Source organism: Brevibacterium limosum (genome assembly GCF_011617705.1).
Taxonomy (GTDB): Bacteria; Actinomycetota; Actinomycetes; order Actinomycetales; family Brevibacteriaceae; genus Brevibacterium; species Brevibacterium limosum.
Genome location: NZ_CP050154.1, coordinates 4041123 through 4056655 on the forward strand (window position 1 = coordinate 4041123; position 15533 = coordinate 4056655).

Here is a 15533-nt window from a genome sequence, read left to right on the forward strand (position 1 = left end):
CTCACCTTCCTGCCGCGTACCCTTGGGCCCCGCGGGGATTCGCTCCGGCCGTGAGACGACCGGTGTCCGGATCCCGGGTGACGCAGGAGAGTCGACCGAGGTCCCAGGAACCGGCACGGGTCACCGTATGTCCGCGGGCGATGAGCCCGTCGATGACTTCCTCGCCGAGGCGGTCTTCGACGACCGCACCACCGGGCACCCAGGTGCGTGGCCAGAACGATCCGGCCAAGGCTGTCGTATGCAGCGCCGGAGCATCGATGGCCTGCTGAGCGGTGTAACCTCCGACGAGGAGACGGAGGATGAGCAGCAGCTGCCACTGCTCCTGCTGGTCGCCGCCGGGCGATCCGAGTGCAATGACGGGTTTGCCGTCCTTCGAGATCAGCGTCGGTGTCAGCGTGGTCCGCGGGCGCTTGCCTGGGGTGAGCGCCGACGGTGAGGTCTCATCGAGCCACATCATCTGCAACCGGGTGCCGAGGCAGAACCCGAGCTCCGGGACCGTCGGAGATGACTGCAGCCACCCTCCCGACGGTGTTGCCGAGATGATGTTGCCCCACCGGTCAACGACGTCGATATGGCAGGTGTCGCCGTTGTTCGTGCCGTTCTTCTGCACGGTCGGCTCGCCGATCCCGGCCTTGATGAGCTCATCCTTGTCCGCCCCCTCGGGCACGAGCGGCGGCTGGAAGGCGGGCTCGGCACCGTCGCGACCGGCACCTGGTCGGAAGTCGTGCGAGGCGTCGTCAGTGATGAGCGCACGGCGGCTCGCGGCATAGTCGTCGCTGAGCAGCCAGTCGAGGTCGACGTCTCCGTCACCGTAGTAGGTGTCGCGGTCTGCCATGGCGAGTTTGAGTGCTTCGAGGATCGTATGTGCACCGATTTCGCTTGCGGGATCAAGCCGCTCGTCGTCGAATCCCTCAAGGATCTTCAGGGTCTGCAGCAGCGCTGGCCCCTGACCCCAGGCACCGATCTTCGCGATCTGGTATCCGCGGAAGTCGATCGTCACGGGCGTCTCGAAGTGGGCATCGAATCCGGCGATGTCCGCCCGCGTCATGACACCGGCGTGATCACTTCCGGTGGCATGCCGGTGCGGGGTGGTGACGAAGCGGGCGATCGCCTCGGCGACGAATCCAGACTTCCATTCCTGGCGCGCGGCCTGGATGCGGGCCTCGCGGGTCTCGGCACCGTCGCCGGCGGCGATGAGCCGACGCAGCACCTCGGCGTATGGACGGTTGAACACGAGGTCTCCGGCCCGAGGAATCTCTCCCTTGGGCATCCACTGCTCCGCCGAGCTCGGCCAGTGATCGGTGAAGAGTTCGCGGACGCGCTCGATCGTCCCGACCACGCGGTCGAGTACCGGGTGGCCGTTCTCTGCATAGTCGATCGCGAAGTCGAGCACGTCTGCGAGTTCCCAGGTGCCGTGATGATCGAGCAGGTTGAGCCAGGAGTCAACCGCGCCAGGGACAGCAGCAGCGAGCGCCCCCGCACCGGGAACCATGTCGAGTTCTTCACCGCGGTAGTGCTCGATCGTCGCTGCTGCGGGCGCGGGACCCTGCCCCATCATCACCTGTGGATGTGCCGGGTCATCGGCGGTCGCGAAGATACCGGTCATGTCACCGCCCGGGCCGTTGAGGTGAGGTTCGACGACGTGGAGGAGGAACGCACCGGCGACCGCTGCGTCGAAGGCGTTGCCGCCGCGCTCGAGAACAGCTTGGGAGGCCGCGGTGGCCAACCAGTGCGTCGAGGCGGCCATCCCGAAGTGCCCTTCGAGCGTTGGACGGGTGGTGAAGACGGCGGGTGGAGTGTACGACACGTCAGTGTCCTTTCTTGGAGTTCGGATCGAGGGCGTCGCGCAGAGCGTCGCCGAAGAGGTTGAAGGCCAGGCAGATGAACAGGATGGCCAGACCGGGAAACAGCGCAGTCGAGGGCGCGCGGAAGATGTACTGCTGCGCGTCGGAGAGCATGATTCCGAGACTCGGAGAGGGCGGCTGGATACCGAGTCCGAGGAAGGAGAGCATGGATTCTCCGATCACTGCGGTCGGCAGGATCACCGTCGCCTGGACGATGATCGCCGAGGCGGCATTGGGCAGGATGTGCATGCCCAGGAGACGAGTCTTCGAGGCGTCGGTCGCGATTGCGGCCTTGACGAAGTCCGCGGATTTCAGCCGCATCGTCTCGCCCCTGACAACGCGGATCATCGTGGGCACCTGCGAGATGCCCAAGGCGATCGCGGCATTGCTCAGGCTGGGTCCTGAAATTGCTGCCAGACCGACTGCGATGATGAGGAACGGGAACGCCAGAGTCACATCTGTCAGCCGTGAGATGACAGAGTCGAGTCCGCGGAAATAGCCGGCCAGCAGGCCAAGAGGTGTGCCGACGACGACCGCGAGTGCCACCGCCAGCAGCCCCACCTGGAGGGAGGCCCGGACACCGAAGGCGAGTCGCGAGAGGATGTCACGGCCCAGGTCGTCTGTGCCGAATGCATAGCCGATGGTCCCCGGAACCTGGAACGGGACCTCGAAATTGGTCTGGGCGAATCCGTAGGGGGCGATGAGCGGAGCGAAGAGCCCGATGAGGAGGACGATGACGACCATGACCGAGCCGATGATGCCCAACGGGGTCGACAGGATCGACCGCAGGAGCCACAGTGCCCGATTGCTCGAAGCGTGGAACTCGGGGGCGAGTCCTTGGGTGTTCTTGTCCGTATTGGTGACGATGGGTGTGCTCATGAGGCATCCTCGCTGACGCGGATCTGGGGGTTGATGACCGAGTAGAGGATGTCGACGGCCAGATTGATGAGAATGTAGGAAGCGGTGATGACGAGGACGACAGCCTGGATGACCGGGTAGTCGCGGGAGAAGACCGCATCGAGGGTGAGTTTGCCGATGCCCGGCAGAGCGAAGATCCGCTCTGTGACGACCGCGCCGGAGATCAGCCCGCCCAATTGGAGGCCGACGATGGTGACGAGGACGATGAGCGAATTGCGCAAGCCGTAGCGGAAGAGCACCCTCGGTCGCGAGAGTCCTTTGGCTCTGGCCATCCGCACATAGTCGGTCCCCATGGTCTCGATCATCGAGGCTCTCGTCTGCCGGGTGATCACCGCGGCAAGACTGGTACCGAGGATCACCGCCGGCAGGGTGAGGTAGTAGATCCCGCGAATCGGATCGGAGAGCACATCGACATAGCCCGAGGCGGGGAACCAGCCCAGGCTCACCGCCAGGGCGAGGATCGCTAAGAGACCGAGCCAGAAGTTCGGCACAGAGAGTCCCAGCAGCGCGATGAAGTTGCTCCCGATCTCCGGCCACTTCCCGCGATAGCGTTCGGCGAGCATGCCCAGCGCGATGCCGACGACCGTAGCGACGACGATGGCGTAGAGGGCCAGCCATAGAGTCACCGGCAGTGTGGTCGCGATCATCGAGGTGACCGGGAGCCCCGTACGGGTGGAATCGCCGAGGTCGCCGGTGACGATCGAGCCTAGGAACTTGAGGAACTGAACGAGGAGCGGCTGGTCGAGTCCGAGGTCGGCACGGATCGCATCGAGCCGTTCGGGGGTCGCCTCTTCGCCGGCCATGGCCAGAGCGGGATCGCCGGGAAGGAGACGCACGCCGAAGAAGATGACGATTCCCGAGAGAACGAAGGTGATGATCGCGTGAAAGATCTTGGTGAGCACGAACCGGGTCATCACTGACCTCCGTTCTTGAGGAAGCCTGCTTCCGAGAGATGCACGACACCGTCGGAGTAGACGTCGATTCCCGCGACATTCTCGGTGTAGGCGGTGAGGTTCTTCTGGCGATAGAGATAGATGATCGAGTTGATCTCACCTATCCGCTCGGAAGCCTGGCCATAGAGTTCGGCGCGTTCGCCTTCGTCGGTGACTTCACTGGCCTGGGTGAGCAGGTCGCTGAGTTCGTCATCGTCGACCCCGGTGACGTTGTTGGCGGCCCCCGGGTAGTGGAAGGTGTAGAGGTTGCCGTGCGGGTCGACGCGGCCCGACCAGCCGAGTTGAAGCAGTTCGTAGTCACCGCGGTCCTGAGCATCGAGGAGGGCGGTGTACTCCATCGGCTGCACTTTGATGTCGAAGCCGGCTTCCTTGGTCGCCGCCTGTACCGCCTGGGCGAAACGAAGGGTGTCCTGGGTGTTCGAGACCTTCATGTTGACCTTCAGCGGCAGCTCGACCCCGGCATCCTCGAGGAGCTTTTTCGCTCCTTCGGGATCGTAGTCGACGCAGTCGTTGCTCGCATCCGTTGCGAAGGGGCTGTCGGGGGCGATACCGGAACAGGCCGGTGAGAACCATCCGTTGAAGACGGTGTTGACCAGGGCCTTGCGATCAATGGCCATCGACAATGCTCGACGTACCTCAGGGTCCTGCCCCAACGGTGTCTTGAAGTTCTCGGGGTTGTCTCCGAAGCCCAAGTTGACCGTGAGTCCTTGGTAGCCGAGCGAATTCGACTGCAGGAGGCCGATACCAGTCTCCTCGTCGAGGGCATCGACATCCTGTGGAGAGATCGTGTCGGCGACCTGAACGTCTCCCGACCGAATGTTCGCGGCACGGATATTGGCGTCCGTCATGATCTGATAGGTGATCGAGTCGAGGTGGATCTTGTCTGCTTCGTAGTAGTTGGGGTCTTTGACCACCTTGATCGAAGTCTGGGCGATGCGCTTCTCGAACTTGAAGGGGCCCACGCACACGGGGTTGTCACCGAAGTCGTCGCCCTCGTTCTCCAGGGCTTTCGGCGACATGATCATTCCGGCGCGATCGGCCAGCGCTGCGGTGAAAGGAGCGAAGGGTTTCTCGAAGGTGACTTCGAGAGTGTGGTCGCCCAGTACGGTGACATCGTCGATTGGTCCGAGCTCGGCAGCTCGAGAAGACTCTTCGAGATTGAGTCCGCGTTCGATGGTCGTTTTGACCGCCTCGGCGTCGAAGTCAGTGCCGTCGGCGAACTTCACACCGTCCTTAAGCGGAATCCGCACAGTCTTGCCGTCCTTGGAGATCGCCGGGAGCTCGGTCGCGAGCATAGGGGTGATCTCGCCGTTCTCGTCGATGTCGTAGAGCTTCTGGCACATCGTCTGCATGACGTAGCGGGTGTAGAGCGACGAAGAGGTCGTCGGGTCGAGACGATCCGGCTCCGAGGAGAGAGCCATGACGAGGTCACCTCCCTCCCTGAAATCTCCCGACTCCGCGCCGACAGACTTCACGTCGGTGCGGTCGGGCGGATCTTCCAATGGTTGGACCGGAACGCATCCGACCAGAAGAACGGCACCGGCAAGCGCTGCAACCATCCGTATTTTCACACGCACTCCCATGAGGGCAACAGATCAATCAGGAATATTTGCATACAATCTATACGCTGTTTAAAGTTTTGTATACAAGTGCTGTGGATTTTCTGAACGAGGGGATACCTCCATGACTCGTCGCCTCGACCTGGCCATGCTGCTGTTGCTGACCTTCTCGACCGGCATGGTCGACGCCATCGGCTATCACGGCTTCGACAAGGTCTTCACCGGCAATATGACCGGCAACGTCGTCATCCTCGGCATGGGTCTCGCCGGTGCCGACGGCGTCCCCGTCCTTCGCCCCGCCCTGGCGCTCGTGTTCTTCATGGTCGGCGCCGCACTGTCCGGTCGCATCCTCGGCGACATCGGTGAGGCCTGGCATAGGCGGACGACCCTGATCTTCGCCATCGTGGCCGTCGGCTGTGCCGCATTGTCCCTTTACGTGGCACTCGTGCCCGACCCGGAGATCGGCCTCGCCGGCACGATCTTCACCTCCGCGCTCTCGGCCCTCATGGGCGCCCAGGCGGCCGCCGCACGGAAGATGAAGATCGCCGACGTCACCACTGTGGTCGTGACGTCGACGATCGTCGGGCTGGCCTCGGACTCCCGATTGGCCGGCGGCGACAGCATCCGCTGGGTCCGCCGCCTGCTCGCCGTCGTCCTCATCCTCATCGGCGCGCTGGCCGGAGCCGCGACCCTCATGCTCAATCAGTGGATCGGCATCGCCGTCGTCGCTGTGATGATCGCCGCCGCAGCCGTGATCGGCCACCTCGGTGAGAAGAAGCGGACCCGCGCCGAGGCGGCCGACCAGTCCGTCAACGCGTGACCACGCAGCGAGGATCGACCCAACCTGCGCCCCGTTCGCACCGGATCTGCCGTCGCCCGCCCCGTCTTGCCCTAGGAATGTGGTCACTCGACCGAGGCAAATCCGAGAGATCGGCCATCTCGCCTCGGTCGGATGACCACACACGCGCTGTGACTCAGGACCCGCATCGCCGTCGTGATCGGCGGGCGAAGTCTGGGACTCTCCGCGCGGATCTCAGCGCACCCCGAGCTTCTTCCACACCACGAGGATCGCCGTCACGCTCAGCGCCCCGGCGAGCAGCACCCAGTAGGCCGGGGCCTTCGCATCACCGGTGATGCCGATGAGCCAGGCGGCCACCAGCGGAGTCAGTCCTCCGAAGATTGCGACGCCGACGTTGTAGCCCAGGGACAGCCCCGTCCCGCGCACCTCAGTCGGGAAGATGTCGCCCATGACGCTGGCCAGAGGCCCGTAGTAGGCGGCCTTCAAGAGTGAGAAGATGACGACCACGACGATGAGCACCGTCAGCGCGTTGGCAGCGACGACCCAGGTGAAGAGCACCCAGGTGAGCACCATGACGGCGACCGCCGCGGGAATCATGAAGGTCAGCCGTCCGACCTTGTCGCAGAAATAGCCGGCGACCGGAGTGCACAACAGCAGCACGAGTCCGGAGACGAGAGTCGCCCAGAATCCTGCCGAACTCGTCATCCCCAGGTTGTCCACGGCGTAAGTCGGCACGTACGTGATGAAGTAGTTGAGGCAGGTCGAGACCGCGATCGCACCGATCGCCAGCACCACGGCCAATTTGTGATGGCGCAGCACTCCGCCGATGGCTGCCGCTTCCTTCGGCTTCTCAGCCTGCGAAGCGGCGAACTCAGGAGATTCGGGGACATGCCGTCGAATGTAGAGCCCGACCGGTCCGACGAGGAGGCCCACGATGAACGGCAGGCGGAAGCCCCACGTCTCGAGCTGATCTTGAGTCAGCGTCGTCGTCACGGCCACGCCGATGACGGAGGCGAGGATCGTCGACATCGCCTGCGAAGTGAACTGCCAGCTGGCGGCGAATCCCCGACGATCAGGCAGGTGCTCGACCATGAGCGAGGTCGCCGAACCGAATTCTCCTCCGGCGGCAAAGCCCTGGATGAGCCTGGCCAGCAGGATCAGCAGCGGTGCGGCCAATCCGATGACGTGCGCCGGAGGCATGAGCACGATCATCAGAGTGCCTGCGAACATCAGCCAGATCGTCAGCGTCAGGGCCGGTTTGCGTCCCCGACGGTCGGCGAAGCTGCCGAGCACGATCGCTCCGACCGGACGGATGAAGAACGACAGAGCGAAAGTTCCCAAGGCGAGCATCACCGAGACCGCATGACTCTCGGAGGGGAAGAACGCCACCGAAATGTAGACGGAGAAGTACGCATAGACCGAGATGTCGTACCACTCGAGGGCGTTGCCGACCGAGGCCGCGGTGATGACCTTCCACGATTTCACCGGCTTGTTCTCAGCAGCATTCTGCGCGGACAGCTGTTCTGTCATGTCTGGGCTCCTTCGCCTGCAGTGTGATGTTGGGACGAGTTGTTCTTCGGCGTCACGGTGTTCCGGACAGTCGGTGGGATCATTTCGAGGTGAACCAGTCGCCCGGACTCATCCGCATATCCCAGAACATTCCCGTCATGATCTCCGCTCCCTGCTCGAGGATCGATACCAGTGCATGTTCATCGGGTGCATGCTGGTTGCAGCCCGGGTAGGAATGCGGCACCCAGACGGTCGGCAGCCCGAGCACCTCGGCGAAGACATCGTTCGGGATCGTCCCCCCGAGGTTCGGCTCGACGGCGACCTCGAGTCCGGTCGTCTCGCGGATCGAGTCCACCGCCGCCGTGACGACCCGTGCTCCCGGGTCCAGGCGCGTGGCCGGCATGCAGTGTTCGAGCTCGACCGCGACCCCATGGATCCCTTGTTCCTCAAGGAAGGTCCGGACCCGGTTCTCGAAATCGCTGACATCCGTGCCGACGACGTATCGCAGCTGCATGCTCGCCGAGGCGGCGCCGGGGATCGCGTTGACGACCTGAGCCGGATCGCCCGCATCGAGGGCGAGGACCTCGAGCACATTGAACGCGAAGACCCGTTCGGCAGGGCTGAGCCCGGGCTCACCCCAGTCCGGGTCGGTCTCAGGGGCTCCGTCTTCGACGACGTCGGGCAGCTTCGCCACCGCGTCGAGCACCGAGGCGGGAGGGTCGTCCGGGCGCAGGGCGGGAATCCGGATGACTCCGTTGCCGTCGACCAGAGCGTTGATGGCAGCGGCGATGACCGTGGCCGGATTGCGCAGGCGACCGCCCCAGTTTCCCGAATGGTGGTTGCCGTCGCGCTCATGGGCGATGAGTCGGAAGTTCAGAGCCCCGCGGGAGCCGAGGAAAAGCGTCGGCACCTCGGCGGCGATCCGCGGACCATCGGAGGCGAGGAAGAGATCGGCTGCGAGGTCATCGGCACGTGCGGCTGCGAAGGTTCGCAGCCCCTTGGACCCGGCTTCCTCGGCAGTTTCCATGAGGATCGTGACGTTGTATCCGAGACTCGCCTCGGCGGCGCGTCCCTTGGAACCGAGTCCCTCGAGCACGGTTCGCAATGCCACGGTGTTCACGCTGTGCTGTCCCTTGTTGTCGGCGGTGCCGCGACCGTACAGGCGATCTCCGTCACGGGTGAGCACCCAGGGGTCGAGGCCTTCGGCCCACTGCGCGTCGTGCGCGAACTGCACATCACCGTGACCGTAGAGCAGCACCGTCGGCAGGTCCGGGTCCTCGACGCGCTTGGCGATGAGCAGAGGGTGTTCGTCGGATTCCGGGTTGTCGTGGATAGTCGATTCGAAACCGAGTTCATCGAGTTCCGGAACGATCTCTTCGCTGAGGTAGGCTCGGGCTGCCGACCCGCCCCCGGGGGCCTGGCTTTCGGTGCGTCGCGCGACCCGCCTGGAGAGCCCGTCGATGAAGGGCACGCTGCGGACGAATTCGCCCGTGCTTCGGGCCAGGTCGGCACGGATCTCTGTGGAATCTGCCGCAACCCTGCGGCCGGTGTTGTCTTCGCTCATGCCTGCCAGCTTCGCCCAGGCGAAGACTCAGCAACACCCGGATCCGTCCACTCCCGGGTGCATTTCCTGCACCGAGGTGGTGCGTTCGGTGCACCACCGACGTAGCCTGGAATCGCCCCCAACCGAAGGACGACCACGATGACCGATCTGCGCAGTCTCAAGACCTTGCTCGCCGTCGTCGAATACGGGTCGATCCATCTTGCGGCACGGTCGATTTACATCTCCCATTCCACGGCCAGTCGGCAGATCAGAAGTATGGAGGAGCATTACGGCACACAGCTCTTCGAACGGTCGAGCTCGGGAGTCTCTCCCACGCCTCAGTGCCTTGCCGTCGCTGATTTCGCACGCCGGACGATCGCCGAATCGGAGCTGCTGGCCGACTCCTTCGGTGAGTACTCGGGCGCGGTCGAAACGGTCTCGATCGTGACAAGCACCGGTTTGGGCCAGACCGTCGTCGCCGATGCCGTCAACCGCCTGATGCGCACGACCGACAGAGTCCAGATCAGCATCATCGACCGCGGCTCTGTCGAGGCTCTGCAGGTGCTGCGGAATCGGCAGGCCGATCTCTGCGTGAACTTCTCGGTCTCCAGCCAGGAATTCGGCACTCTGCCCGGAGTGCGCAGAGTCGCCGAAGTCGAGGCGGCGAACTTCGCGATCCTCGACGAACAGCACCCGCTGGCAGGGCGTTCCAGTCTCTTCATCAGAGACATGATCGACTATCCTGTCGGCACTCTGCCGGCGGGAAACACAGCGAGGATGCGCATCGAACAGGCGGTTCGGGCCCAGGGGCAGGTCTTCTCCCCTTCGCTCGAGGCAACGTGTCCAGTTCTCATGGTGCGCTCGCTGACAGGAACGTCGATGATCGCCATGATGGCCGGTCGGACCATTCCGACGAACCTCAATGCGGTCGGCTGCAAAGCGATTCCGATCATCGATCCGGATATCGAATCACGGTATATTCAAGTGCTCGAAGCCGACCCTCGACGCGAATCCCACGGCCTCGACCTCGTAGTGGAGGCTCTGCAGAACAGCCTCTGATTCCTAGCGAGGTTTTCAAACCTCACGTTCCACCACTTGGATCTTCGGCGACAACGACGCCGGCCTCCAACGATAATCGAGACATGAGCAATGGAGCCGAGACGACAGCACTGACGCAGCCGACCTTCCCACTCAAGGCACCGGGAACTGCGGTCGTCCACGCGGGTCCGCGACAGGCTCCCCGCATCGTCTCCGTCCCGACCCGCAGCTCCGAGCACCTCGTCGAACTCTCGGAGGGCGCGGACCTGTTCGCCGCTCTCGAGCAGTGTCTGACCGACTTCGCTGTTCCCGGCATCATGGGCGAATTCGTCTCCGGGCAGTTCGGCCGCATCGACTATGTCCACCCGGCTTACGGTCCCGACGCCGAGCACCCGATGTCGTTCACCGAGGCGTTCAGCGTCGACGACCCCACTCAGCTGCGCCACGCATCTGCGACGATCGGCTTCCGCGAAGGCACACCGTTCTGCCACATCCACGGCTCGTGGACCGGTGCCGACGGCGAAACCAAGGGCGGCCACCTGCTGCCGGGCACTTCGGCAGGGCCGGCCGGGCTGAGGATTCGGCTCTTCGCTCTGTCCGATGCCCGGCTGATCAGCGAGGTCGATCCCGAGACAGGATTCTCGGCCTTCGCCCCAGCTCCCGCCCGCACATTCCCGTCAGACCCGGCCGAGCATGGACGATTTCCATCCGATGAGGAGCCTCCGCAGTCCACGACGGGCGCGGTGCCCTCGCCGCCCTCACTCGATGCCGTCGTCTCCCGCGTCCGTCCCGGTGAGATCCTCGACGAGGCGGTGCTCGCCGTCTGCCGGACCGCCGGATTCGACTCCGCCGAGGTGGTCGCGAGTCTCGGCAGTACGACCGGAGCCGTTTTCGTGAACGGCAGTGCCCCGTGGCCGGCCGTCGAATTCACTTACCTGAGCGGAACCGTGACCGGAGCGACCGCAGATGGAGCCTCCTCAGCCGGACCACAGAACCCGCACCCGCAGATCAGCCTCTCCGGCGAGGTCGTCGACGTCGCCGGAGAGGTCCGCTCCGGGGTTCTCGAACCCGGGGCCAACCCCGTGGCAGTGACCTTCGAGCTCTTCGTCCGCCGCACGGCATAGACGCCTCACCTCTTCATCCGCCGCACGATCTGAGACGCACCCGCTGACCCGCGCATACAGACGCCCCGGCGCAGTCGGCACCGGAGCGTCTCCGCAGAAGCTCAGACATCGCTCACGACATCACGGCCCCGCCGTCGACCCGGAGGATCTGTCCCGTCGTGAACGCGGCACCGTCGGTGGCGAGGTAGGCGACCGCCTCGGCGATCTCATCCGGCCGTCCCATCCGATCGAGCGCCTGACCTGAGGTGTCGTAGGTCTGTCCGACGGTGAGCGCGGATTCGACCGGCCCCGGCGCCACCGAATTGCAGCGGATGCCTTGCCGTCCGTACTCCTTGGCCACCCACTTCGTCAGTGCGATGATCCCGCCCTTGCTCGCCGCATAGGCCGGTCCCGACCGGGCTCCGGCCTCCCCGTCGGAGACCGCTCCGCCGTTGATGCCCGAGATCGAGGAGATGTTGATGATCGAACCGGTGCCTGCATCAGACATGTGCGGGTGGACGGCGGCCTTGATGAAGTTGAACGTCCCGCCGAGGTTGGTCTCGATGTCACGCTGCCACTGCTCGGCGGTGATCTCGTCGATGCCGATGCGCGCGGCCGTGCCCGCATTGTTGACGAGGATGTCGAGTCCCCCGAACGTCGAGACGAACGATCCGACCGCAGCCGTCACTTCCTCGGCATCGCGGACGTCGAGTGAGAACGCGGCGAACCGCTGATCCGGGTACTCCGAGGCCAGACCGGCGGCCGCCTCCTCGGCGCCCTTGAGGTCGACGATCCCGACCGAGGCGCCCCGCCTGGCCAGTGCCGATGCGATGGCCAGACCGATGCCCTGCGCGGCACCGGTGACCAGCGCGGTCTTGTTCGTGAGCAGATACGGTTCCATGTTTCTCCTTGACGAAAGATTGAGTGAAGCGCCGTCCGGCGGCAGGTCGAACTCACCCGGCACCGGCAAAGGCGCCGATGCCGCGACAACGGCCCCGACTACCCGACCCCGAGCAGGTCGGGCAGCCAGTTCGAGATCGCCGGGATGTAGGTGATGAGCAGCAGGGCGATGATCGCGCAGATGAGGAACGGCACGACTCCGCGCACGACCTCCTCGAGTCTGATCTTCCCGATGCCCGCACCGACGTAGAGGTTGAGGCCGACCGGCGGGGTGAACAGTCCGATCGCGAGGTTGACGGTCATGAACACGCCGATCGTCGTCATGTCCACGCCCACGCCGATGAGGATCGGCACGAGGATCGGGATGAACAGGTAGAACGCGCTGATCGCGTCGACGAAGGCGCCGACGATGAGCAGGATGATCGTGATCGCCGCGAGGATGAGGTACTTGTTGTCCGTCACGCTCAGCACTGCCGTCGAGATCCGATCGGCCACCCCTTCGACGGTGATGACGTAGGAGAAGAGGCTGGCCACGCCGACGATGAACATGATGACCGCGGTCGAGACCCCGGACTCGAGGAACACCTTCGGCATGTCCTTCCAGGTCAGCTCCCGGTAGACGAACACCCCGACGATGAGCGCGTACACGGATGCGACGGCTCCCGCCTCGGTGGGGGTGAAGATGCCGCCATAGATCCCGCCGAGGATGATCACCGGGATGAGCAGGCCGGGGATCGCCTTGACCAGCGCGGTCATGACCTCGCCGAACCCGCCCTCGACGTCGACCGTGACCGTCGGATCCACAGATCCGACGCCTGATCCGGAACTCGCCGAGGCGGCCCTCCCCTTCGTCGTCAGCAGCTGAGTCCTGCCCCCTGCCGCACCGTCACCCGAACCGCCGTTCCCGACGGAACCGTTCCCAGCGGAACCAGCACCGACCGAACCGGACTCAGACGTCACCGTCGACGTGGACCTTGCGGCCGCCTCGGCGCGGGGCCCGGCCTTCACCGGCAGACCAGCGAGCTCACGCACCCGCGGGACGAACAGGGCGGCGATGAAGAATGCTGCGGCCATGATGATGCCGGGCACGATGCCGGCGATGAAGAGCCGGGAGATCGAGATCGACCCGAACTCGGCGGCGACGACGGCGAAGATGATGAACGCGATCGAGGGCGGGACGACGATGCCCATCGACCCGGAGGCCGCGACGAGGGAGACCGCGTGTTTCTTCTGATATCCGTTGCGCACGAGCGCGGGGATGAGGATCGCACCGATCGCGGCCACGGTGGCCGGGCCGGATCCGGAGATCGCGGAGAAGAAGAACGCGGAGATGATCGTCACCGCGGCCAGACCGTGGCTGAACCGGCCGAAGATGAGGAACGCGAGGTCGACGAGTCGCTGCGAGATGCCGGTGTACTGCATGACGATGCCGGCGAGGATGAAGAACGGGATCGCCAGCAGCGTGCCCGAACTCATCGACGGGAACATCACCGATGGCACCACGTCGAGGACCTGCACACCGTCGGTGGTGATCAGTGTGACGACGGCGGACAGGCCGAGGGCGAAGGCGACGGGGATCCCGAGGCCGAGGAAGAGGAAGAAGCTGCCGAAGAGCAGTAGCGCGATCATTTGCGGCCTCCTTCGATTTCGGACGAGAATTCGTCGGCGTCGATGGTCGGTGCGGCTTCGCTGGCGAGCCTCTCCATGACCGCCTCGGCGGAGGTGTCCTCATGCAGAGCCGTCCGCAGGGCTTGGATGCTGCGGAGGATTCCGAGCAGGCCGGCCAGGGGGATGGAAAGGGTGAACAGCCATTGCGGGATGCCCAGCGACGGGGTCGCTCGGCCGCGCAGGCCCTGCGCGATCGTCATCTCGCCGCCCCAGATGAGGAGGACTGCGAGGAAGAGAACGATGAGAGTGGTGCCGGTGATGAGCAGGACGCGGCGGGTCCGGCCCTTCGCGTTCTCGACAAGGTAGGTGAAGCCGAGATGCGCGCCGAGGCGGATCCCGACGACGGCTCCCATCATCGTGAGCACGACGAGGAGGTTGATGGTGATCTCCTCGGAGAAGGCCAGCGAGGCCTTGAAGATGTAGCGGGAGAGGACGTTGACGAAGGTGACGAGCACGATCATCATGAACGAGGCGATGATGACCCAGTCCTCGAAGAATCTGCTGGCTCTCATCTCACAGTCCTTTCGGGATGAACGCCTGGGCCATGTCCGGTCCCCAGACCTTGCGGTATTCGTCGTAGATCGGTGCCAGTTTCTCCCGGAAGGCGTCCTTCTCCTCGTCGCTGAGTTCGTTGACCTCCATGCCGGAGTCCTCGAGCTCGGCGATGAGCTTCTCTTCGCCGTCGCGGTTCTTCTGGATCTGGAATTCGTTGGCCTCGCCGGCCAGACGGCTCACGAGCTTCTGGTCCTCGGGAGTCAGGGAGTCATAGAGGTCCTTGTTGATGCCGAGGATGAGCGGGTCGTAGGAGTAGTTCCACAGCGTCAGGTATGGCTGGACCTCCTGCAGGTTCGAGGAGTAGATGACGTCGATCGGGTTCTCCTGCCCGTCGATCGCGCCCTGCTGCAGGGCGGTGAAGACCTCGCCGAAGGGCATCGTCGTCGGGTTCGCGCCGATCTGCCGGTAGAGGTCGGTGTACATGCCGAAGCCGGGGATGCGGAACTTCAGGCCCCGCATGTCATCGGGGGTGTGGATGGGCCGGTGCGTGTTCGTCAGCTGACGCATCCCGGATTCGCCGAACCCGAGCAGGTGCACTCCGCGTTCGGCGAGGTAGTCGCCGTAGACGTCTCCGCCGGCTCCGGCGAGCGCCTTCTGCCCGTCCTCGACGGAGTCGAAGACGAAGGGGGCGGTGACGGCGCCGAAGCGCGGGTCGACGCCGGCGTAGATGATCGGCGAGTTGTAGGAGAAGTCCTTCGCCCCGTCCATGAGCTGTTCGACTCCGGCCGTGGCCTCTCCCGCGGACAGCCGTTCGTTGGCGAAGACCTTCATGGTGATCCGTCCGTCGGTCTCCTCGTCGAGGTCCTTCGCGAACTTCTCCGCCGCGAGGTACCAGGTGCTCGTCGAGCCCGTGGTCACCGTCATCTTCCACCGGTAGCGCTGCTTGCCGTTGTCGGTGGTGCCGAAGTTCGTTCCGCACCCCGCCAGCAGCAGGGCGCACACCATCAGTACGGCGGACCAGACGAGCATGGTCCTCGTCGTCCGTGTTCTCGGCACCATTGCCTCCTTCGTTTCCGTTATTTCACTGTCGTGTCGTGGTCGGCGGGGTCATACCTTCGCCGAGGCAGCCCGGTCGTTCACAATTACGTGCGCTGACCGCGGCGGTCGGGGTCTCCCCCGCCGAGGCGGTGCTCGCCTCGGCGTT

Annotated in this window: 13 protein-coding genes; 3 read left to right on the forward strand and 10 right to left on the reverse strand. The window is 64.6% G+C overall.

Annotated elements, in window-relative coordinates; genetic code table 11:
* Position 1: 1 nt before the first annotated feature.
* Genes GUY37_RS18040 through GUY37_RS18055 form a run of 4 tightly spaced genes read right to left on the reverse strand, consistent with a single transcriptional unit; the run spans position 2 to position 5136 of the window.
* Positions 2-1807 (reverse strand): gamma-glutamyltransferase family protein, encoded by a 1806-nt coding sequence (locus tag GUY37_RS18040; RefSeq protein WP_166828595.1) that lies wholly within the window; start codon positions 1805-1807, stop codon positions 2-4.
* Position 1808: 1 nt separating this feature from the next.
* The gene (locus tag GUY37_RS18045; protein WP_166828598.1) at positions 1809-2723 is read right to left on the reverse strand and encodes an ABC transporter permease; all 915 of its coding nucleotides are present in this window, start codon (positions 2721-2723) and stop codon (positions 1809-1811) included.
* Positions 2720-3676, reverse strand: a complete 957-nt coding sequence (locus GUY37_RS18050) for an ABC transporter permease (RefSeq protein WP_166828601.1) — start codon at positions 3674-3676, stop codon at positions 2720-2722. Before GUY37_RS18050 ends, GUY37_RS18045 begins: the two co-directional genes overlap by 4 nt.
* Positions 3676-5136, reverse strand: coding sequence for an ABC transporter substrate-binding protein (locus GUY37_RS18055; protein ID WP_228278246.1), 1461 nt, complete (start codon positions 5134-5136; stop codon positions 3676-3678). Before GUY37_RS18055 ends, GUY37_RS18050 begins: the two co-directional genes overlap by 1 nt.
* 262 nt (positions 5137-5398) lie before the next feature.
* Here GUY37_RS18055 and GUY37_RS18060 point away from each other — a divergent pair, with 262 nt between their 5' ends.
* Positions 5399-6094, forward strand: coding sequence for a YoaK family protein (locus tag GUY37_RS18060; protein WP_166828606.1), 696 nt, complete (start codon positions 5399-5401; stop codon positions 6092-6094).
* A 213-nt stretch (positions 6095-6307) separates the two neighbouring features.
* Here GUY37_RS18060 and GUY37_RS18065 read toward each other — a convergent pair whose 3' ends face one another.
* Positions 6308-7603, reverse strand: a complete 1296-nt coding sequence (locus GUY37_RS18065; protein ID WP_166828609.1) for an MFS transporter — start codon at positions 7601-7603, stop codon at positions 6308-6310.
* Between the two features lie 79 nt (positions 7604-7682).
* Positions 7683-9146 (reverse strand): M20/M25/M40 family metallo-hydrolase, encoded by a 1464-nt coding sequence (locus GUY37_RS18070; RefSeq protein ID WP_166828612.1) that lies wholly within the window; start codon positions 9144-9146, stop codon positions 7683-7685.
* Between the two features lie 138 nt (positions 9147-9284).
* Between GUY37_RS18070 and GUY37_RS18075 the strand changes: the two genes are divergently transcribed.
* A complete protein-coding gene (locus GUY37_RS18075; RefSeq protein ID WP_166828615.1) occupies positions 9285-10184 on the forward strand; it encodes a LysR family transcriptional regulator in 900 nt (299 codons plus the stop codon).
* An 83-nt stretch (positions 10185-10267) separates the two neighbouring features.
* On the forward strand, positions 10268-11287 hold the full coding sequence (locus GUY37_RS18080) for a PCC domain-containing protein (RefSeq protein ID WP_166828619.1): 1020 nt from the start codon (positions 10268-10270) through the stop codon (positions 11285-11287).
* A 112-nt stretch (positions 11288-11399) separates the two neighbouring features.
* Here the strand turns inward: GUY37_RS18080 and GUY37_RS18085 are convergent, their stop codons facing one another.
* The 4 genes from GUY37_RS18085 to GUY37_RS18100 all read right to left on the reverse strand — a co-directional run bounded on the left by GUY37_RS18085 (position 11400) and on the right by GUY37_RS18100 (position 15388).
* The gene (locus GUY37_RS18085; RefSeq protein ID WP_166828622.1) at positions 11400-12167 is read right to left on the reverse strand and encodes an SDR family NAD(P)-dependent oxidoreductase; all 768 of its coding nucleotides are present in this window, start codon (positions 12165-12167) and stop codon (positions 11400-11402) included.
* Between the two features lie 98 nt (positions 12168-12265).
* Entirely contained in the window at positions 12266-13795 is a 1530-nt protein-coding gene (locus GUY37_RS18090; RefSeq protein WP_166828625.1) for a TRAP transporter large permease, read from the reverse strand.
* Complete coding sequence (locus GUY37_RS18095; RefSeq protein ID WP_166828627.1) at positions 13792-14346, reverse strand: TRAP transporter small permease; 555 nt, start codon at positions 14344-14346, stop codon at positions 13792-13794. The genes GUY37_RS18090 and GUY37_RS18095 overlap by 4 nt, the downstream gene beginning before the upstream one ends.
* Before the next feature lies 1 nt (position 14347).
* Positions 14348-15388 carry a DctP family TRAP transporter solute-binding subunit gene (locus GUY37_RS18100; RefSeq protein WP_228278247.1) on the reverse strand — a complete coding sequence of 347 codons (1041 nt, stop codon included), beginning with the start codon at positions 15386-15388 and terminating at the stop codon, positions 14348-14350.
* Positions 15389-15533 lie beyond the last annotated feature (145 nt).